Source organism: Serratia sp. TMDUHS_CL (assembly GCF_037137105.1).
GTDB classification, from domain to species: domain Bacteria; phylum Pseudomonadota; class Gammaproteobacteria; order Enterobacterales; family Enterobacteriaceae; genus Serratia; species Serratia nevei.
Map to the genome: position 1 here is coordinate 440,389 of NZ_JBBBDV010000001.1, position 17,963 is coordinate 458,351.

General features: G+C 59.6%; 17 protein-coding genes. 9 read left to right on the forward strand and 8 right to left on the reverse strand.

The window, feature by feature from the left end:
* Positions 1 to 320 precede the first annotated feature (320 nt).
* From cysB to acnA, 3 genes are all read left to right on the forward strand, one after another.
* Positions 321 to 1,295 carry an HTH-type transcriptional regulator CysB gene (gene cysB, locus WCL58_RS02190; RefSeq protein WP_004930690.1) on the forward strand — a complete coding sequence of 325 codons (975 nt, stop codon included), beginning with the start codon at positions 321 to 323 and terminating at the stop codon, positions 1,293 to 1,295.
* A gap of 100 nt (positions 1,296 to 1,395) precedes the next feature.
* The gene (locus WCL58_RS02195) at positions 1,396 to 1,632 is read left to right on the forward strand and encodes a hypothetical protein (protein WP_060424102.1); all 237 of its coding nucleotides are present in this window, start codon (positions 1,396 to 1,398) and stop codon (positions 1,630 to 1,632) included.
* 223 nt (positions 1,633 to 1,855) lie between these two features.
* A complete protein-coding gene (acnA, locus tag WCL58_RS02200) occupies positions 1,856 to 4,528 on the forward strand; it encodes an aconitate hydratase AcnA (protein WP_087762717.1) in 2,673 nt (890 codons plus the stop codon).
* 56 nt (positions 4,529 to 4,584) lie between these two features.
* Here the strand turns inward: acnA and ribA are convergent, their stop codons facing one another.
* The gene (gene ribA, locus WCL58_RS02205; protein WP_141959382.1) at positions 4,585 to 5,178 is read right to left on the reverse strand and encodes a GTP cyclohydrolase II; all 594 of its coding nucleotides are present in this window, start codon (positions 5,176 to 5,178) and stop codon (positions 4,585 to 4,587) included.
* Between the two features lie 279 nt (positions 5,179 to 5,457).
* On the opposite strand from ribA, the gene pgpB reads away from it, so the two are divergent.
* The 3 genes from pgpB to lapB all read left to right on the forward strand — a co-directional run bounded on the left by pgpB (position 5,458) and on the right by lapB (position 8,001).
* Complete coding sequence (gene pgpB / locus WCL58_RS02210; RefSeq protein WP_336850383.1) at positions 5,458 to 6,222, forward strand: phosphatidylglycerophosphatase B; 765 nt, start codon at positions 5,458 to 5,460, stop codon at positions 6,220 to 6,222.
* Between the two features lie 297 nt (positions 6,223 to 6,519).
* A complete protein-coding gene (locus WCL58_RS02215; protein ID WP_004930650.1) occupies positions 6,520 to 6,822 on the forward strand; it encodes a LapA family protein in 303 nt (100 codons plus the stop codon).
* A gap of 6 nt (positions 6,823 to 6,828) precedes the next feature.
* Complete coding sequence (gene lapB / locus WCL58_RS02220) at positions 6,829 to 8,001, forward strand: lipopolysaccharide assembly protein LapB (protein WP_336850384.1); 1,173 nt, start codon at positions 6,829 to 6,831, stop codon at positions 7,999 to 8,001.
* 69 nt (positions 8,002 to 8,070) lie between these two features.
* On the opposite strand, the gene WCL58_RS02225 is transcribed toward lapB, so the two are convergent.
* Both WCL58_RS02225 and bhsA read right to left on the reverse strand, forming a co-directional pair.
* The gene (locus tag WCL58_RS02225; RefSeq protein ID WP_038876228.1) at positions 8,071 to 8,370 is read right to left on the reverse strand and encodes an Arc family DNA-binding protein; all 300 of its coding nucleotides are present in this window, start codon (positions 8,368 to 8,370) and stop codon (positions 8,071 to 8,073) included.
* Positions 8,371 to 8,542: 172 nt separating this feature from the next.
* The gene (gene bhsA / locus WCL58_RS02230) at positions 8,543 to 8,803 is read right to left on the reverse strand and encodes a multiple stress resistance protein BhsA (RefSeq protein WP_149572564.1); all 261 of its coding nucleotides are present in this window, start codon (positions 8,801 to 8,803) and stop codon (positions 8,543 to 8,545) included.
* Between the two features lie 329 nt (positions 8,804 to 9,132).
* Between bhsA and pyrF the strand changes: the two genes are divergently transcribed.
* Complete coding sequence (gene pyrF, locus WCL58_RS02235) at positions 9,133 to 9,861, forward strand: orotidine-5'-phosphate decarboxylase (protein ID WP_336850388.1); 729 nt, start codon at positions 9,133 to 9,135, stop codon at positions 9,859 to 9,861.
* A gap of 10 nt (positions 9,862 to 9,871) precedes the next feature.
* Positions 9,872 to 10,198, forward strand: coding sequence for a stress response translation initiation inhibitor YciH (yciH, locus tag WCL58_RS02240; RefSeq protein ID WP_060418537.1), 327 nt, complete (start codon positions 9,872 to 9,874; stop codon positions 10,196 to 10,198).
* Positions 10,199 to 10,388: 190 nt separating this feature from the next.
* On the opposite strand, the gene osmB is transcribed toward yciH, so the two are convergent.
* The 4 genes from osmB to WCL58_RS02260 all read right to left on the reverse strand — a co-directional run bounded on the left by osmB (position 10,389) and on the right by WCL58_RS02260 (position 15,021).
* Entirely contained in the window at positions 10,389 to 10,607 is a 219-nt protein-coding gene (gene osmB, locus WCL58_RS02245) for an osmotically-inducible lipoprotein OsmB (RefSeq protein ID WP_004945176.1), read from the reverse strand.
* Positions 10,608 to 10,887: 280 nt separating this feature from the next.
* On the reverse strand, positions 10,888 to 11,634 hold the full coding sequence (locus WCL58_RS02250) for a DeoR/GlpR family DNA-binding transcription regulator (RefSeq protein ID WP_038876236.1): 747 nt from the start codon (positions 11,632 to 11,634) through the stop codon (positions 10,888 to 10,890).
* 50 nt (positions 11,635 to 11,684) lie between these two features.
* A complete protein-coding gene (locus WCL58_RS02255) occupies positions 11,685 to 14,117 on the reverse strand; it encodes a formate C-acetyltransferase/glycerol dehydratase family glycyl radical enzyme (RefSeq protein ID WP_336850389.1) in 2,433 nt (810 codons plus the stop codon).
* 4 nt (positions 14,118 to 14,121) lie between these two features.
* Positions 14,122 to 15,021: a glycyl-radical enzyme activating protein gene (locus tag WCL58_RS02260; protein WP_089186051.1), complete on the reverse strand. Its 900-nt coding sequence runs from the start codon at positions 15,019 to 15,021 to the stop codon at positions 14,122 to 14,124.
* Positions 15,022 to 15,170: 149 nt separating this feature from the next.
* Between WCL58_RS02260 and fsa the strand changes: the two genes are divergently transcribed.
* Positions 15,171 to 15,836, forward strand: a complete 666-nt coding sequence (gene fsa, locus WCL58_RS02265; protein ID WP_016927538.1) for a fructose-6-phosphate aldolase — start codon at positions 15,171 to 15,173, stop codon at positions 15,834 to 15,836.
* A gap of 53 nt (positions 15,837 to 15,889) precedes the next feature.
* On the opposite strand, the gene WCL58_RS02270 is transcribed toward fsa, so the two are convergent.
* Positions 15,890 to 17,956 carry a carbon starvation CstA family protein gene (locus WCL58_RS02270; protein WP_048234130.1) on the reverse strand — a complete coding sequence of 689 codons (2,067 nt, stop codon included), beginning with the start codon at positions 17,954 to 17,956 and terminating at the stop codon, positions 15,890 to 15,892.
* Positions 17,957 to 17,963 lie beyond the last annotated feature (7 nt).

Sequence of the window (17,963 nt, forward strand, 5' to 3'; positions counted from 1 at the left end):
GCTGGTTTTTTTATTGGTGAAAAGGGACAAACGGATCTATCCTTTGCTGTTTTTATCCCTCCGCCACCGCCGTTTCACGTTGATACCAATGCAAAATAATCGTTATCATAGTGTGACGCGGATCTATACTTGAAGCTGCAACGTGGTATAGTGGTTATATAAAAAGTTTTTTTATTATTAAAGCTTATTAACAACGGCGTTTTCTTCACCATCAGGGTAAAACACGGTGTTTATGGCTTGTGACTTTCAGCATACCGGGGCGACACCGATATACCTGGCTGCGGGTAAGCCGCAGTGTTTAACCTAGGATGGTATAAGATATGAAATTGCAGCAGCTTCGTTACATTGTGGAAGTGGTTAACCACAACCTGAATGTCTCCTCGACGGCAGAAGGGCTCTATACCTCGCAACCCGGCATCAGTAAACAGGTGCGCATGCTCGAAGATGAGCTGGGCATCCAGATTTTCGCCCGCAGCGGCAAACACCTGACCCAGGTCACCCCGGCCGGCCAGGAAATCATTCGCATCGCACGTGAAGTGCTGTCCAAGGTCGACGCCATTAAAGCCGTCGCCGGTGAACACACCTACCCGGACAAAGGCTCGCTGTACGTCGCCACCACGCATACCCAGGCCCGCTACGCCTTGCCCAACGTAATTAAAGGCTTCATCGAGCGTTACCCGCGCGTCTCGCTGCACATGCATCAGGGTTCGCCGACGCAGATCGCCGAAGCGGTCTCCAAAGGGACCGCCGATTTCGCCATCGCCACCGAAGCGCTGCACCTGTACGACGATCTCATCATGCTGCCGTGCTACCACTGGAACCGTGCGGTAGTCGTGAAGCCCGATCATCCTTTGGCGGGCAAAAGCAGCATCAGCATTGAAGAGCTGGCGGCTTACCCGATCGTCACTTACACCTTCGGCTTTACCGGGCGTTCGGAGTTGGATACCGCCTTCAACCGCGCCGGCCTGACGCCGCGCATTGTCTTTACCGCCACCGACGCCGACGTGATCAAAACCTACGTGCGTCTGGGATTGGGGGTGGGGGTGATCGCCAGCATGGCGGTGGATCCGGTGCAGGATCCGGATCTGGTGACGGTGGATGCGCGTGATATCTTCACCTACAGCACCACCAAGATCGGTTTCCGCCGCAGCACCTTCCTGCGCAGCTACATGTACGACTTCATTCAGCGCTTCGCGCCGCACCTGACGCGCGATGTGGTAGACAGCGCGGTGGCGCTGCGCTCCAACGAAGAGATCGAAGCGATGTTCAAGGACATCAAACTGCCGATTAAGTAACCATCGACGATATCAAATCAATCCCGGTTAGGCGCCTGCCTAACCGGGTTTTTTTTAGCCCGGAAATCCGTACTGATTACCGTAAATGCGTGGTATCACGATGAAAAAAAGTCTCTGGATTGTTCTGTTCTTGTTGCTCACCCTTTTGTTGCTGCGCTACCTACCAGACGGCATTTTCGACAGCTTCGTTTCCAACAACATAGAAATTAGCGGTGATGGTGAAATAGGGATGAATAATTTCGACTCGGTTGTCATTGCCATTAAATTGGGTGTCTCTGCCATCATTGCGGCGGTTGTCCTAATAGTCTGTCGCCGCCTGGTGCGTAAACCCCGCTAAAGCCGCGAAATCTTCCCAGCCAAAACGCCGCCTTGTCGCGGCGTTTTTGTTGGCGCATTGCCTAACCCCTTGGCGGCGCTCGCACTTCCTTCCCGCTGATTGTTCCCGCCTATCGTTGTGATCAAATCGTGTTGTTATCAAAACGTTAACTTATCTTTGTGGTATCTTTAAACAAGACCTCACTGATTACCCTGTTTTAGTCACAATAAGAAATGGAGGAGCTATGTCGTCCGATCTTCGTGAAACAAGTCTGGATAAGCTGGTTGCGCTGAATAGCGAGTATTACTACTACAGCCTGCCGCTGGCGGCGAAGCAGCTGGGTGATATCGACCGGTTGCCGAAATCAATGAAAGTGCTGTTGGAGAACCTGCTGCGCCATGTGGATGGCGACACCGTGCAGGTTGACGACCTCAAGGCCATCGTTGCCTGGCTGCAAACCGGCCATGCTGACCGTGAGATCGCCTACCGTCCGGCGCGCGTGCTGATGCAGGATTTTACCGGCGTACCGGCGGTGGTGGATCTGGCGGCGATGCGCGAAGCGGTACGGCGGCTGGGCGGCAACGTCGACCAAGTGAACCCGCTGTCGCCGGTGGATCTGGTGATTGACCACTCGGTTACCGTCGATGAATTTGGCGATGACAACGCCTTTGAAGACAACGTGCGTATCGAAATGCAGCGCAACCACGAGCGCTACACCTTTTTGCGCTGGGGGCAGAAAGCCTTCAACCGCTTCCGCGTAGTGCCGCCGGGCACCGGCATCTGTCACCAGGTTAACCTTGAATACCTTGGCCAAACGGTCTGGCACAGCGACGAAAGCGGCCGCCGCGTGGCTTATCCCGATACGCTGGTGGGCACCGATTCCCACACCACCATGATCAACGGCCTCGGCATCCTCGGCTGGGGCGTCGGCGGCATCGAAGCGGAAGCGGCGATGCTGGGCCAGCCGGTGTCGATGCTGATCCCGGACGTGGTCGGCTTCAAGCTGACGGGCAAGCTCCGCGAGGGCATTACCGCCACCGACCTGGTGCTGACCGTGACCCAAATGCTGCGCAAGCACGGCGTTGTCGGCAAATTCGTCGAGTTTTACGGCGACGGGCTGGCCGATCTGCCGCTGGCGGACCGGGCAACCATCGCCAACATGTCGCCGGAGTTCGGCGCCACCTGCGGTTTCTTCCCGGTGGATGACGTTACGCTCGGCTATATGAAGCTCAGCGGCCGCAGCGCCGAACAAATCGCACTGGTGGAAGCCTACGCCAAAGCGCAGGGCATGTGGCGTAACCCGGGTGATGAACCGGTCTTCACCAGCTCGCTGGCGCTGGACATGTCAACCGTGGAAGCCAGCCTCGCCGGGCCGAAACGCCCGCAGGATCGCGTTGCGCTGCCGAATGTGCCGCAGGCGTTCAAGGCCGCTACCGAGCTGGATATCGGGGGGCACAAAGCCAATACCGACAGCAAAACCTTTACGCTGGACGGGCAGCAGCACGAACTGCGCGACGGCGCGGTGGTGATCGCGGCGATCACCTCCTGCACCAACACCTCCAACCCGAGCGTGATGATGGCGGCCGGCCTGCTAGCGAAAAATGCCGTCAAGAAAGGGCTGCGCAGCAAACCCTGGGTAAAAACCTCGCTGGCGCCGGGATCCAAAGTGGTAACCGACTACTTCGACAGCGCCAAACTCACCGCCTATCTGGAAGAGCTGGGGTTTAACCTGGTGGGGTATGGCTGCACCACCTGTATCGGTAACTCCGGCCCGCTGCCGGATCCGATCGAGCAGGCGATCAAAGAGGGCGATCTGACCGTGGGCGCGGTGCTGTCGGGCAACCGCAACTTCGAAGGGCGTATTCACCCGCTGGTGAAAACCAACTGGCTGGCCTCGCCGCCGCTGGTGGTGGCTTATGCGCTGGCGGGCAGCATGAAGATTGACCTGACCAAAGAGCCGCTGGGCGAGGGCAACGACGGTCAACCGGTCTACCTGAAGGATATCTGGCCGAGCAGTCAGGACATCGCTCAGGCGGTGGAAGAAGTGCGCACCGAGATGTTCCACAAGGAATACGGCGAAGTGTTCGACGGCGACGCCAACTGGCAGGCGATCCAGGTGGCCGGTTCGGCAACCTATCAGTGGCAGGAGGATTCTACCTATATCCGCCATCCGCCGTTCTTCAGCACCATGAAGGTGAAACCGGATCCGGTGCAGGACATCAAAGACGCGCGCATTCTGGCGATTCTGGCTGATTCGGTGACCACCGACCACATCTCGCCGGCGGGCAACATCAAGCGCGACAGCCCGGCGGGGCGCTACCTGAGCGAGCACGGCGTGGCGCCGCAGGATTTCAACTCCTACGGCTCGCGCCGCGGCAACCACGAAGTGATGATGCGCGGCACCTTCGCCAACATCCGCATCCGCAACGAAATGGTGCCGGGCGTGGAAGGCGGTTATACCCGCCATATTCCGTCGCAGCAGCAGCTGTCTATCTACGACGCCGCCATGCAGTATCAGCAGGAGAAGGTGCCGCTGGCGGTGATCGCCGGGAAAGAGTACGGTTCCGGCTCCAGCCGCGACTGGGCGGCGAAAGGGCCGCGCTTGCTGGGCGTGCGGGTGGTGATTGCCGAGTCCTTCGAGCGTATCCACCGCTCCAACCTGATCGGCATGGGGATTTTGCCGCTGGAGTTCCCGCAGGGGGTGACGCGCAAAACCCTGGGGCTGACCGGGGATGAGCAGATCAGCGTCGGCGGCCTGCAGCAGCTGCAGCCGGGCCAGACGGTCCCGGTGCATATCACCTATGCCGACGGGCGCAAGGAAGTGATCGACACCCGTTGCCGCATCGATACCGGCAATGAGCTGACCTACTACGAAAACGACGGCATTCTGCACTATGTGATCAGGAAAATGCTGTAATTAAGCAATAAAAAGGGCGCCGCAAGGCGCCCTGATTGTTTCCGCTGCGGCGGCGATCACTTCTGGTCGAGCAAATGGCCCATTTTGGCGGCCTTGGTCGCCAGATAGTGTTCGTTCTTCGGGTTGCGGCCGACGATCAGCGGCACGCGCTCGCTGATGTTGATGCCGGCTTCGGTCAGGATCTCGACCTTTTTCGGGTTGTTGGTCAGCAAACGCACCGCGTCGACGCCCAGCAGTTTGAACATGTCGGCGCACAGGGTGAAGTCGCGCTCGTCGGCGGCGAAGCCGAGCTGGTGGTTGGCTTCCACGGTGTCTGCGCCCTTATCCTGCAGGGCATAGGCGCGGATCTTGTTCAACAGGCCGATATTGCGGCCCTCCTGGCGATGATAAAGCAGAATGCCGCGGCCTTCTTCGGCGATCTGCTCCAGCGCGGCTTCCAGTTGAAAACCGCAGTCGCAGCGCAGGCTGAACAGAGCATCGCCGGTCAGACATTCGGAATGCACGCGCGCGAGCACCGGCGCTTTGCCGGAAATATCACCGAATACCAGCGCCAGATGGTCATGCCCGGTCGCCAGTTCTTCGAATCCTACCATCAGGAAATCGCCCCAAGGTGTCGGCAGTTTAGCCTCTGCCACCCGTTTAAGCTGCATGTCACTCTCCACAAAAGCGTACGATTCAATCATTGTCGCGCATCCTAAGTCCGGTTCGGTAAATTGACCAAGACTAAAACGTGCTACGCCGATCTCTATTTCGTTAATTATCGGCTATTTTGCCACAACTTCTTGCCGGGCGGTGCTCAGCAAACCAGCAGATGGCGTTTTCTGGCCACCTATTATTGCGATAGGTTGCCTATCTGTTTAATTTTTCGCGTGTTATCAATATTGCACTCTTGTTACACTGCTGCCTGATTCACGCAGAGGAAGAATAGAATGTATGAGATAACAAAACGCACGGCGGGCGGCGCACTGCTGCTGCTGTTGATGCCGCTGGCGGTCTGGGTATCCGGTTGGCACTGGCAACCCGGCGGCAATGAGCCGCTGCTCAAAGCGCTGTACTGGGTGACCGAAACCGTGACCTCGCCGTGGGGCATTCTGACCAGCGCTATCCTCTGCGGTTGGTTTTTGTGGTGCCTGCGCTTTCGCCTGAAGGCGGCCATCGGTCTGGCGCTTCTGCTTTTCGCCGCGCTGGTGATCGGGCAGGGGGTCAAGTCGTTAATCAAGGATCGGGTGCAGGAACCGCGGCCGTTCGTGGTATGGCTGGAGCAAACCCACGGCGTGGACGGCAAATACTTCTATTCGCTGCATCGCAAAGAGCGCAGCGCGCTGGTGCGCGAGCAATTGCAGGATCAGACGCTGGTGCCGAACTGGCTGCGCAAGCACTGGCAGTTTGAAACCGGCTTCGCTTTCCCGTCGGGGCACACCATGTTCGCCGCTACCTGGGCGCTGTTGGGCGTAGGGCTGCTGTGGTCACGCCGCCATTATAAAACCGTCGCGCTGCTGATGGTGTGGGCGACCGGCGTGATGGGCAGCCGTCTGCTGTTGGGCATGCACTGGCCGCGCGATCTGGCGATGGCCACGCTGATCAGCTGGCTGCTGGTGGTGGTTACCTGCTGGCTGGCGCAGCGCTGGTTCGGCCCGCTGACGCCGCCGCCGCAAGAGCAGCAGGAAATCGCGGCGCGCAAGCCGGAGATATGATCGTTATGTGACCATGTCACAAAAAGGCGGCGTCGGATCGGCGCCGCATTAACCGCTTACATTTTCCCGCCATTGCAATCCGCCCGGCCGCCCCCATATCCTTATAAATTCGACGTTTTGAGAAGCTTTCTCATCAATTTGTTCGCTAAGGCCGTTTACTGCCGAATATGCCAGCAGATATGTGGTTTTATCGTGCCGCAGGGTTTCCCTGCCGCAACGGGAAATGCTAACTTAAGGGTTAGGGACGCCACGTTTTGGCATCGTTCATCCGATTCACTCGGCATCGCGGGAAAGAATGTGAAATATTTGCTGATTTTTTTGTTGGTTCTGGTGATCTTCGTGATTTCTGTCACCTTGGGTGCGCATAACGATCAGGTGGTCAATTTTAACTATCTGGTTGCGCAGGGCGATTATCGCGTATCGACCCTGTTGGCCACGCTGTTTGGCGCCGGTTTCGTTCTTGGCTGGATCATTTGCGGTCTGTTCTACCTGCGCACGCGCATTGCGCTGGGCCGCGCCGAGCGCAAGATCAAAAGGCTGGAGCTGCAGCTTGAGCAGCCCGCTGAACCGGCGGCTCAGCCCGTTGTCAGCAAGGAATAATCCTCTATGTTAGAACTGCTGTTTCTGTTGCTGCCCGTGGCTGCCGCGTACGGTTGGTACATGGGGCGCAGAAGCGCTCAGCAGGATAAACAGCAAGAAGCCAACCGCCTGTCGCGTGAATACGTGGCAGGGGTGAACTTTCTGCTTTCCAACCAGCAGGACAAGGCGGTCGATCTGTTCCTCGACATGTTGAAAGAGGACAGCAACACCGTTGAAGCCCACCTGACGCTGGGTAACCTGTTCCGTTCGCGTGGTGAAGTCGACCGCGCCATCCGCATCCATCAGGCCTTGATGGAAAGCGCCTCCCTGACCTTCGAACAGCGTCTGCTGGCGGTACAGCAGCTGGGCCGCGACTATATGGCGGCCGGGCTGTACGATCGTGCGGAAGACATGTTCAGCCAGTTGACTGACGAAGCGGATTTTCGCGTATCGGCGCTGCAGCAACTGCTAGTGATCCATCAGGCCACCAGCGATTGGCAAAAAGCGATCGACGTGGCGGAAAAGTTGGTCAAGCTGGGTAAAGAGAAACAACGCGTCGAGATCGCACACTTCTATTGTGAACTGGCGCTGCAGGCGATGGGCAGCGACGATCTCGATCGGGCGATGAGCCTGCTCAAGCGTGCGGACGCAGCCGATAAACAGTGTGCGCGCGTGTCCATCATGTTCGGCCGCATCTATATGGCGCAAAACGACTACGCCAAAGCCGCCGAGTCGCTGCAACGCGTACTGAGTCAGGATAAAGAGTTGGTCAGCGAAACGCTGCCGATGCTGCAGGAATGCTACACCCATATGCCGGAACAACAGCACAACTGGGCTGAATTCCTGAAGCGCTGCGTAGAAGAGAACACCGGTGCCACCGCCGATCTGATGCTGGCCGAGATCATCGAGCAGCACGAAGGGCGCGATGTGGTGCAGGTCTATATCAACCGCCAGCTGCAACGCCATCCGACCATGCGGGTATTTTACCGGCTGATGGATTATCACCTGGCGGACGCCGAAGACGGCCGGGCGAAAGAGAGCCTGCTGCTGTTGCGCGATATGGTCGGCGAGCAAATTCGCACCAAACCGCGTTACCGCTGCCACAAATGCGGCTTCACCGCGCACTCGCTCTATTGGCATTGCCCGTCGTGCCGCGCCTGGTCATCGGTTAAACCGATCCGCGGCCTGGATGGGCAATAACGCCGCGGCTCGACAAAATAAAACGGGGCGATTTATCGCCCCGTTTTTTTATGTTTGTCTGTTCGTCGTTTACTTTTTCTTGCCGCCTTTGGCGCCGGTTTTCAACAGCTGGCGGAGTTTCTTCAGCTCTTTCTGGCTCAGAGGCTGTTCAATTTCTTCTTCGGTGCTTTGGTTGTCTATCTCGCCGTGGTGCAGCTCATCCGCCTTTTTGGCCGGTTTTTCTGCCTTGGCGGCGGGCGCGCTGAAGCTGCTTTCCAGGCGCTGGCATACTTCCACGCTCAGCGAAAATTCGTTTTCAGCGGCGGCGGCGCGGATTTTTTCCTTGAGTTCCAGAGGAATTTTAATGGTAAGTGTCGATATCTCGCTCATTTTGAAAGCCTTTCTGCAGGAAGATGCCTTCAAGCTAAGCCACTGGCGATCGGGTGTCTAGTGTGTAATAAAAATTTAATATTTCTGTAACAAATAGGGGCGAGGAAAACGCGGGTTTTTTAGGCGAGAAACAGAGGCAGGGCCCGAGTGAGCGGGCCCTGTACCGGAAACATTATTTGTAGATGATCGCGGTGCCGCTCAGCATGTTGTTACCACCGGCGGAGATGATGCGGTAGCTGCTGGCGCCCTGGGCATCCGCTTTAGCGGCCAGCTTTTTCTCCAGGCTGCTGAGGGTGGTCGCGTGGCCTGCGGAAACGACGCCGGTGGCAGTCAGGCTATCGGCCTGCTGGCTGCTGATCGGTTCAGCCGCGAAGGTGGCGAAAGAGGTCAGTGCGATAGCGGCAGCGGCCGCAAAATTTTTGATGGTTTTCATAGGTGACTCCAGTCTGTTTATTAAGGAAGGAAGCCGTTCGCTTCCGATGTGGTGAATAATAAAGCATCTGTGCCAATTGAAAATCTGATAATGCTGAGTAAGTGATTCAAAATATCTGATTAACAATTTACGCATCTTTACGGCGTTTTACGCTGCGTGGTTTATTGCTGACGCGCTTTCGTTGACGCGCCATGACAAAGGTGAGAAGTAACATGACAGAGCGCCGGTGCGCGCTGCGGCTGGGATTTCTGGCCCTCGGCATGTAGAATGCGGCGGTCAGTTTCGCGGGTGAGTCCCTGATTATGTCTATTTTAGAGAAGGTAGAAGAAATGAAGTCTGAAAATAACGCTAATAACAATGACTTAAAATCATCTCCAATCGTTGTGGCGTTAGATTACGCCGATAAGAACGCTGCGCTGGCGTTCGCCGACCGTATCGATCCGCAAGACTGCCGGCTGAAAGTGGGCAAAGAAATGTTCACGCTGTTTGGGCCGCAGCTGGTGCGCGATCTGCATGGGCGTGGCTTCGACGTGTTTCTCGACCTGAAATTCCACGATATTCCCAATACCACCGCGCATGCGGTCGCGGCGGCGGCCGAGCTGGGCGTTTGGATGGTCAACGTTCACGCCAGCGGCGGCGCGCGCATGATGACCGCCGCTAAAGAAGCGCTGGCGTCATTCGGGGCGGATGCGCCGCTGCTGATTGCCGTGACGGTGCTCACCAGCATGGAAGCGGAAGACCTGCACGGCATCGGCATCGAGGCCAGCCCGGCGGAACACGCCGAGCGCCTGGCGCGCCTGACCCGCGACTGTGGGCTGGACGGCGTGGTGTGTTCGGCACACGAAGCGCAGCGGCTGAAGGCGGCCTGCGGGCAGGCATTCCAGCTGGTTACGCCGGGGATCCGCCCTGAAGGCAGCGCGGCGGGCGATCAGCGCCGTATCATGACGCCGGTGCAGGCACAGGCCGCCGGCGTGGACTACATGGTGATTGGGCGTCCGATCACCCAATCTGCCGATCCGGCCGCGACGCTGCGCGCGATCCGCGCCTCTTTGGCCTGAGGAACTGCCGATGAATGACGATAACAGCCGCCTGGTGTATTCCACGGACACCGGCCGTATTAAGCAGGAAGAGGTTAAACCGCAACGCGCCAAAGGTGACGGCATCGTGCGCATCCAGCGTCAAACCAGCGGCCGCAAGGGGAAGGGCGTGTGCCTGATCGCCGGTGTCGATCTGGATGACGCTGCGCTCGACAAACTGGCGGCCGAGCTGAAGAAGAAATGTGGCTGCGGCGGTTCGGTGAAAGACGGGATCATCGAAATCCAGGGTGATAAACGCGATCTGCTCAAGCAGCTGCTGGAAGCCAAAGGCATGAAGGTCAAGCTGGCGGGCGGTTGAGCTGAATCGCCATGCCGCGGTGCAATGCCGCGGCATGGCTTGAGGTTGTTGCTGCCGGGGGTTAGCCCGTTAACGGCAAAAGACCCATAGACTTAAAGTAAAACAGACCTGAAATCATCGTTATTCTGGATAATACGTCAAAGCGCCGAGGCGCTTTTGCCAGCCTGTCGGCCGAGGGCGCTCGGTCAGGTTATTTGCCAACCTGGTGACCGATAATGCCCCCCACCGCAGCCCCACCCAGCGTGCCCAACGCGCTGCCGTCTGTCAGCACTGCGCCGCCGACTGCGCCGGCACCGGCACCGATAGCGGTGTTGCGATCGCGTTTGGACATGTTGGAACAGGCGCTGAGTGAAAACGCCAGAGTCAGTGCCAGAGCGGCGGTGGCGAAACGTTTATTGATAATCATCATAATGACTTCTCCTTAGCATTGGCTATATGGAAGTGCCCTATAAGTATAGGCGCTAACCATAAATCAGGCCTGCCGTTGGTTCCCATACAGTATCGATATAAAAAATGGCATTTTTTGTTAAAAGCCGAATAATTAGCAAGTTACGGCCCAAAAGTTGCCGAAACTGAGTATAGGTTTCTCGGGAAGGATAAACAGGTAAATAGTCTTAAAATCCCGCTGCGCAGGGGGAAAGGCGCGCGGCGTGGCCCGCGCGGCGCGCTTGGTACGATGGCGGCCCGTGTTAGTCGTTGACCAACTCCACCTGTATGCCCTGGCGTTTCAGCTGATGCTGATACTCGAGCGCCAAACGCGAATCGGTGATCACCCGGCTGATCTGGCCCGGCTGCGCCAGCGGGTTGGGCTGGATCTGGCCGAATTTGCTGGAGTCCGTTAGCACGATATTCTCCACGCCCTTGGCCAGCACTGCGCTGACCACGTCGGCGCGCATCATGTCGCGGCCGGTAAAGCCGGTTTCGGCCTGAAAGCCGTCAATGCCGATAAACGCCTTGTTGAAATGCACCTGCTGAATGCACAGCCGCGTGAGTGGGCCGACCACGGTCTCGCTTTTCTTCTGGTACATGCCGCCCAGCACAATCACGTCGCAGTCGGTTTCTTTCAGCAGGTTGGCGATGTAATGGCTGACGGTGATCAGCGTAATGCGCTTGCGTTCGGCGATGTAGCGCGCCAGCAGGGCGTTGGCGCTGCCGCTCTCGATGAAGATCGTCTCGCCGTCGTTGACCTGCGCGGCGGCGTACTGCGCCAGCCGCTGCTTGAGAGTGAAGTTGGACATCATGCGGGCGTCGACGTCGTCGCTCTCCAGCGCCACGGCGGAGCCATGTACCCGCTTCAGGTAGCTGCGCTTTTCCAGCAGGTTGAGATCTTGCCGGATGGTGACTTCCGAGACGCCCGAGGCGCGCGCCAGCTCATTGACGCTGATTCGCCGGCGATCGTTAACCAACTGCAATATGGTCTGTTGTCGTAAATTCATATCGGCCTGATGATGCGGCCGCCAAGGTGCGGCCGCTAAGAGTCAAAGGTTTAAAGAGTATGTTCTGTGCGCGCAATAATATCATCCTGCGCCTCAGGGGATAATGCGGTAAAGAAGGCGGAATAGCCAGCTACGCGAACCACTAAATCACGATATTGGTCAGGATGTTGCTTCGCTGCCAGCAGCGTTTCGCGCGACACGATGTTGTACTGCACATGCCAGCCGCGATAGCTCTCGAAGAAGGTGCGCAACATCAGCATCAGCTTTTCCCGATCGCGTGGGTTGTCCAGCGTCGTCGGGTTCAGCTTTTGGTTGAGCAACACGCCGCCGAGGATCGCTTCGGTCGGTAGCTTGGCGAGCGAATTGAACACCGCCGTCGGCCCCAGGTGGTCGGTGCCGGACGCCGGGCTGGCGCCTTCCGCCAGCGGCTGGTGCGCCTTACGGCCATCCGGGGTCGCCAGGGTGGCGGCGCCGAAGGGCACGTTGGCTGAGATAGACGACGTACCGGCGTAGTAGCCGCCGCCGATCGGCCCGCGGCCGAAGCGGGTGTTGCGATACTGCTTCAGTTCCTCGATGTAGGTTTGGTAGGCGCGCACCAGCAGCCGATCGACGTCGTCCACGTCGTTGCCGTATTTGGGCGCGGCGTTGAGCAGCCGCTGGCGCAGCTGTTCGCCATCCAGCCCGGCGAAGTCGTCGGCCAGCGCCGCCGCCAACTGCTGCTGGCCGATTGTCCCTTGCTCGAACACCAGTTTGCGCACCGCCGCCAGGCTGTTGCCGAGGTTGGCGATGCCGACCTGCAGGCCAGAAACCCAGTCGTACTTGGCGCCGCCTTGCTTGATGCTTTTGCCGCGTTCGATGCAGTCGTCCACCAGCGCGGAACAGAGGATATCGTGGGCGTTCTCCTCCAGCACGCTGTCCACCACGCATTCGATCTCAATTGACTTGCGCGTGTAGTAACGGATTTGCCGATCCCACGCCGCCATCACCTGCTCGAAATCGGCGAAATTCCCTTTGGACAGCGCCTGTTCCTGCGGCAGGAAAATCTGCCCGGAGGTGGCGTCGCGGCCCTGTTCCAGCGCCGCCAGCAGCACGCGGGCGAAGTTGATGAAGCTCATGCCGGTGCAGCGATAGCCCCATTTGCCGCCGACGGCGGTCTCGATGCAGCCGATGGCGGCATAGTCGTAGGCGTCCTGCGGCTCAACCCCCAGTTTGATAAACTCGGGAATGACGATTTCGTCGTTGTTGAACGCCGGCATGCCGAAGCCGCAGCGGATCACCTGCACGCAGGCGTCGAGGAAATCGGCGCTCATTCCGGCGTGGTAACGCACGCTGAGGTTGGGTTGGGTGGAGCGCAGGCGGCCGCAGGATTCGAGAATGGCGTAGGACAGCGGGTTGACCGCGTCGCACGGCCGGCCGTCGATCAGTTTTTGGCCGCCGATGGTGACGTTCTGGTACAGCGGGCTGCCGGCGGAGGCCTTGGAGTGCGAGCCGGAGCGGATCTTGTTGACCTCCAGCAGCTTCAGCCAGCAGCTGTGCAGCAGCTCGATGGCGTCTTCCCGCGCCAGGTTTTGCTCCAGCTCGACGTCGCGCCGATACCAGGGATAGAGATATTGGTCGAGACGACCAAAGGAAACCGAATGGCCGTTGGATTCGATCTGCAACGTCAGCTGGATGAAATAGCACAGCTGCAGCGCCTGCCAGAAGGTCTGCGGCGGACGATGGGCGATCAGATCGCAGTTGTCTGCGATAGCCAGCAGCTCGGTGCGCCGCCAGTCGCGGGTTTCGCGTTGCACCATGTCGCGCGCCAGGCAGGCGAAGCGCAGGATGTGCTCGCTCAGCGCCGCCAGCACGATGTCGATGGCGTTGAGAAACTGCGCTTTGTGCAGGTCTTCCCACTCGGTCAGGTGCAGGCGGCTGCGGCGCGCGTTCACCTTTTCACGCAGGCCGTCGAGGCCTAGCGCCAGCAGCAGCGGGAAGTTGACCGCCAGGTGGGCGTCACCGGAGGTCATGTTGCCCTCGGCTTTGATGATGCCGGTGGCCAGCAGCGCCTTTTGTTCGTCGGTAAACATGCCGTAGCAGCGATCCTGCACCGTTTGGCCGCGCCACCAGGGGCAAAGACGGTGCAAAATCGCCTTGTTCTCTTCGCTGACCGAGAAGCCGGCGCCTGGCCGGTCGGCCAACTGGTCGATCTCGTTTTCTATCCAGCCGACGGTGTATTCGGGGAAGATCGGCGCGGCGCGCAGCTCACTGGCCTGGTTGCCGACGATCAGCTCGTCGTTGGCGATCCAGATACTGCGCTTCGCCAGGTGGTTGGCCAGCGCCAGCGCACGGCGCACCGGCAGCGGCCGATCCTGATGCTGTTGATAGGCTTCGGTATAGTGCTGCGCGCGTTCGGTGCACACCGGCGGTTTGACGATGTGGATCAGCGCGTTCTTATGCGCCTGAATACGGGCGCTGAGGGTGGTCAAATCCAATGTGGTCATGGCGTTATCCTCGCAAAATGGCGGTCAGGCCTTTGGCGCCGGCGTACGCTTCGGCGAAGGCCAGCAGATCGGGCGCGTCCAGCGGCGTGCGGGCGGCGCGGTAGGGCTCGCCGAGCAGGTGATACTTGTTGATGCCCAGCGTGTGGTACGGCAGAAAATGGATCTCCGATACGCCGATCTCGTCGGCGGCGAAGTCGACAATCGCGCGGACAGAGTGGCGATCGGCGTTGAAATCGGGGATCAGCGGCACGCGCACGGTCATTGGCACGCCGTGCGCCGCCAGCCGGCGAAAATTGTTCATCACCCGACGGGCGGAGCCGCCGGTCCAGGTTTTGAAGCGCGCTTCATCGGTGTGTTTGAGATCGGCCAACAGCAGATCCAGCCAGGGCAACGAAGGGGCGATGTAGCGCCAGGGAACGTGCAGACAGGATTCGACGGCGGTGTGGATGCCGGCTTCCCGGCCGCGCCGCAGCAGCTCCGCCGCGATTTCCGGCTGCATAAAGGGTTCGCCGCCGGACAGCGTTAAACCGCCGCCGCTGCGCAGGTAGAAAGGCTTATCCCGCATCACCTCGGCCATGATATCGTCGGGGTTGACCGCGCTGCCGCACAGGCTGAGCGCGCCGGTCGGGCAGGCGGCGGCCAGCGCCGCATAGTCGTCTTTGCTGATGACGTCGCGCCGCAGCGTCAATGCTCCCTCGTCACGCCGCAGGCCTTGCGGGCAGCGCTCGGTGCACAGCGTACAGCCGCTCAGGCACAGGCGCTCGTCAAACAGCAGATCCGCGTGGCGCGAGCGGCTTTCCGGGTTCTGACACCAGCGGCAGATCAGCGGGCACCCTTTTAAAAAGACCACGCTGCGGATGCCGGGGCCATCATGGGTCGAGTAGCGCTGCAGATTGAAGAACATGAGTCACCCGTTTGGCGTTGCTGAATCTTTCGCCATTAAAGATGTTTCGAATGAAAGTTGAATTGATTTTGGTCAAAGGTTGACAGGGTTTTTGCCCTATGATGATCAGAGTTTGAATCCGCCCACAGAACATGACACAGGAGTCCGTGATGGAGCTTTATCTCGATACCGCCGATGTGACTGCGGTAAAACGCCTGGCGCGCATTCTGCCGCTGCACGGCGTCACCACCAACCCGAGCATCGTGGCGAAGGAAGGCAAGCCGATCTGGGAAGTGCTGCCCGCGCTGCGCGACGCCCTCGGCGGCACCGGCAAGCTGTTCGCGCAGGTGATGGCGGCCGATGCCGAGCGCATGGTGGCGGAGGCGGCGCTGCTCAGCCAGCGCGTACCGGGGCTGGTGGTGAAGATCCCGGCAACCGCCGAGGGGCTGGCAGCGATCAAGAAACTTAAAACGATGTCCATTCCGACGCTGGGCACGGCGGTATACGGCGCCGGGCAGGGGCTGCTGGCGGCCTTGGCCGGAGCGGAATATGTGGCTCCTTACGTCAATCGGGTAGATGCGCAGGGCGGCGACGGTATCGAAATGGTGCACGAGCTGCAGCAGCTGCTGAGCCTGCACGCGCCGTCGGCGCAGGTGCTGGCCGCCAGCTTTAAAACGCCGCGCCAGGCGCTGGAATGTCTACTGGCGGGCTGCCAGGCCATCACGCTGCCGGTGGATGTGGCGGAGCAGTTTCTCAGCGCGCCGGCGGTGCAGGCCGCGGTCGAGAAGTTCGAGCAGGATTGGCAGGGGGCTTTCGGCTCCACGCTGCTGGGTTAAAGTCTGGCCAGTAAAAAGGGCGCCGCGGCGCCCTTACTGGATGACTGAAACGCTTAGCTGCGGCCGGTTTCTTCCCTAAGCGCGGCGCTCACCTCGTGCGCCGTCGGGTGTTCGGCACGCAGCGCCCGGCGGATCGCGAAGAAGGCGGCGATCAGCATGGTTACCGCCACCAGCATAAAGAACCCGCACAGCGCGGCGTTGATTTGGTTGCTGAACACGATGGTCTCCATGTCTTTCAGCGATTTGGCCGGCGCAATGATCGTGCCTTGCTCAATGCCGGTGGAGAATTTCTTCGCCTGCGCCAGGAAACCGATGCTCGGTTTCTCGTGGAAGATTTTCTGCCAGCCGGCGGTCATGGAGGTCACGAACAGCCAGGCGGTCGGCAGGATGGTAACCCAGGCGTAACGCTGTTTTTTCATCTTGAACAGCACCACGGTGCCGAGGATCAGCGCCATCGATGCCAGCATCTGGTTGCCGATGCCGAACAGCGGCCACAGGGTATTGATGCCGCCGAGCGGATCGACCACGCCTTGATACACGAAGAAGCCCCAGCCGGCTACCGCCACCGTGGTGCCCGCCAGATTGCCGAACCAGGAACGGTTGTTGGCCAGCTGCGGCACCGCCACGCCCACCAGATCCTGCACCATAAAGCGGCAGGCGCGGGTACCGGCGTCGACGGCGGTCAGGATGAACAGCGCTTCGAACAGAATGGCGAAGTGGTACCAGAAGGCCATCATCGCCCGGCTGTTGAACACCTCGCTGATGATGTGCGCCATGCCCACGGCGAAGGTTGGGGCACCGCCAGCGCGCGACAGGATGGAGTTCTCACCTACCTCTTTGGCGATCAGCGCCAGCGTTTCCGGCGTGACGATAAAGCCCCAGCTGTTAATGACCTGCGAAGCATTTTCCACCGTGGTGCCGATCAGCGCCGCCGGGGAGTTCATGGCGAAGTAAACGCCCGGATCCAGTACCGAGGCGCAGATCAACGCCATGATGGCGACGAAAGACTCCATCAGCATGGCGCCGTAACCGATAAAGCGAATGTGGCTTTCGCGTTCCACCAGCTTGGGCGTGGTGCCGCTGGAGACCAGCGCGTGGAAGCCGGAAATGGCGCCGCAGGCGATGGTGATGAACAGGAACGGGAACAGGGCGCCGGCGAACACCGGGCCGCTGCCGTCGATGAAGCGCGAGACCGCCGGCATTTTCATCTCCGGCATGGCGAAGACGATGCCGATGGCCAGGCCGATGATGACGCCGATTTTCATAAAGGTGGAAAGGTAGTCGCGCGGCGCCAGCAGCAGCCACACCGGCAGCACCGAAGCGACGAAGCCGTAGATCACCAGCACCCAGGTCAGGGTGGTGCCGTGCAGCGTGAAGAACGGCCCCCAGTAAGGATCTTGCGCCACGTTGCCGCCGTAAATAATCGCCAGCAGCATCAGCACGAAGCCGATCACCGAGATTTCAGCGATCTTGCCCGGCCGGATAAAGCGCATGTAGATGCCCATGAACAGGGCGATCGGGATGGTGGCGGCGATGGTGAACAGCCCCCACGGGCTGTCGGCCAAGGCTTTTACCACCACCAGCGCCAGCGCCGACAGGATGATGATCATCACCCCCAGCGCGCCGAGCATGGTGATCACCCCGGCGAATGCGCCCAGCTCTTGCTTGGCCATTTCCCCCAGCGAACGTCCGTCGCGGCGTGTGGAGATGAACAGCACCAGGAAATCCTGCACCGCGCCGGCCAGCATAACGCCGACCAGGATCCAGATGGTTCCCGGCAGGAAGCCCATCTGCGCGGCCAGAATCGGCCCCACCAGCGGCCCGGCGCCGGCGATGGCGGCGAAGTGGTGGCCGAACAGCACCCATTTGTTGGTGGGCACATAGTCCAGGCCGTCGTTGTGGCGTTCTGCCGGGGTCAGACGGCGGTCGTCCAGTTCAAAGACCTTATCGGCAATGAACCGGCTGTAGAAGCGGTAGGCGATGCTGTAGCAGGCGACGGCGGCGACCACCAGCCAGACGGCGTTGACGTGTTCGCCGCGGCTGAGCGCCAGCATGGCGAAGGCGAAGGCGCCGACCAACGCCACCAGCAGCCAGATAAGTCCTGACCTGATGTTTTTCATGAAACAA

Coding starts and splice junctions, on each gene's coding strand:
- pgpB (WP_336850383.1), top strand. CDS start 5,458: ATGTATGAGATAACAAAACGCACGGCGGGCGGCGCACTGCTGCTGCTG.
- pyrF (WP_336850388.1), top strand. CDS start 9,133: ATGAAGTCTGAAAATAACGCTAATAACAATGACTTAAAATCATCTCCA.
- WCL58_RS02225 (WP_038876228.1), bottom strand. CDS start 8,370: ATGAGCGAGATATCGACACTTACCATTAAAATTCCTCTGGAACTCAAG.
- WCL58_RS02255 (WP_336850389.1), bottom strand. CDS start 14,117: ATGACCACATTGGATTTGACCACCCTCAGCGCCCGTATTCAGGCGCAT.
- WCL58_RS02260 (WP_089186051.1), bottom strand. CDS start 15,021: ATGTTCTTCAATCTGCAGCGCTACTCGACCCATGATGGCCCCGGCATC.
- WCL58_RS02270 (WP_048234130.1), bottom strand. CDS start 17,956: ATGAAAAACATCAGGTCAGGACTTATCTGGCTGCTGGTGGCGTTGGTC.
- cysB (WP_004930690.1), top strand. CDS start 321: ATGAAATTGCAGCAGCTTCGTTACATTGTGGAAGTGGTTAACCACAAC.
- lapB (WP_336850384.1), top strand. CDS start 6,829: ATGTTAGAACTGCTGTTTCTGTTGCTGCCCGTGGCTGCCGCGTACGGT.
- WCL58_RS02250 (WP_038876236.1), bottom strand. CDS start 11,634: ATGAATTTACGACAACAGACCATATTGCAGTTGGTTAACGATCGCCGG.
- yciH (WP_060418537.1), top strand. CDS start 9,872: ATGAATGACGATAACAGCCGCCTGGTGTATTCCACGGACACCGGCCGT.
- fsa (WP_016927538.1), top strand. CDS start 15,171: ATGGAGCTTTATCTCGATACCGCCGATGTGACTGCGGTAAAACGCCTG.
- acnA (WP_087762717.1), top strand. CDS start 1,856: ATGTCGTCCGATCTTCGTGAAACAAGTCTGGATAAGCTGGTTGCGCTG.
- osmB (WP_004945176.1), bottom strand. CDS start 10,607: ATGATGATTATCAATAAACGTTTCGCCACCGCCGCTCTGGCACTGACT.
- bhsA (WP_149572564.1), bottom strand. CDS start 8,803: ATGAAAACCATCAAAAATTTTGCGGCCGCTGCCGCTATCGCACTGACC.
- ribA (WP_141959382.1), bottom strand. CDS start 5,178: ATGCAGCTTAAACGGGTGGCAGAGGCTAAACTGCCGACACCTTGGGGC.
- WCL58_RS02195 (WP_060424102.1), top strand. CDS start 1,396: ATGAAAAAAAGTCTCTGGATTGTTCTGTTCTTGTTGCTCACCCTTTTG.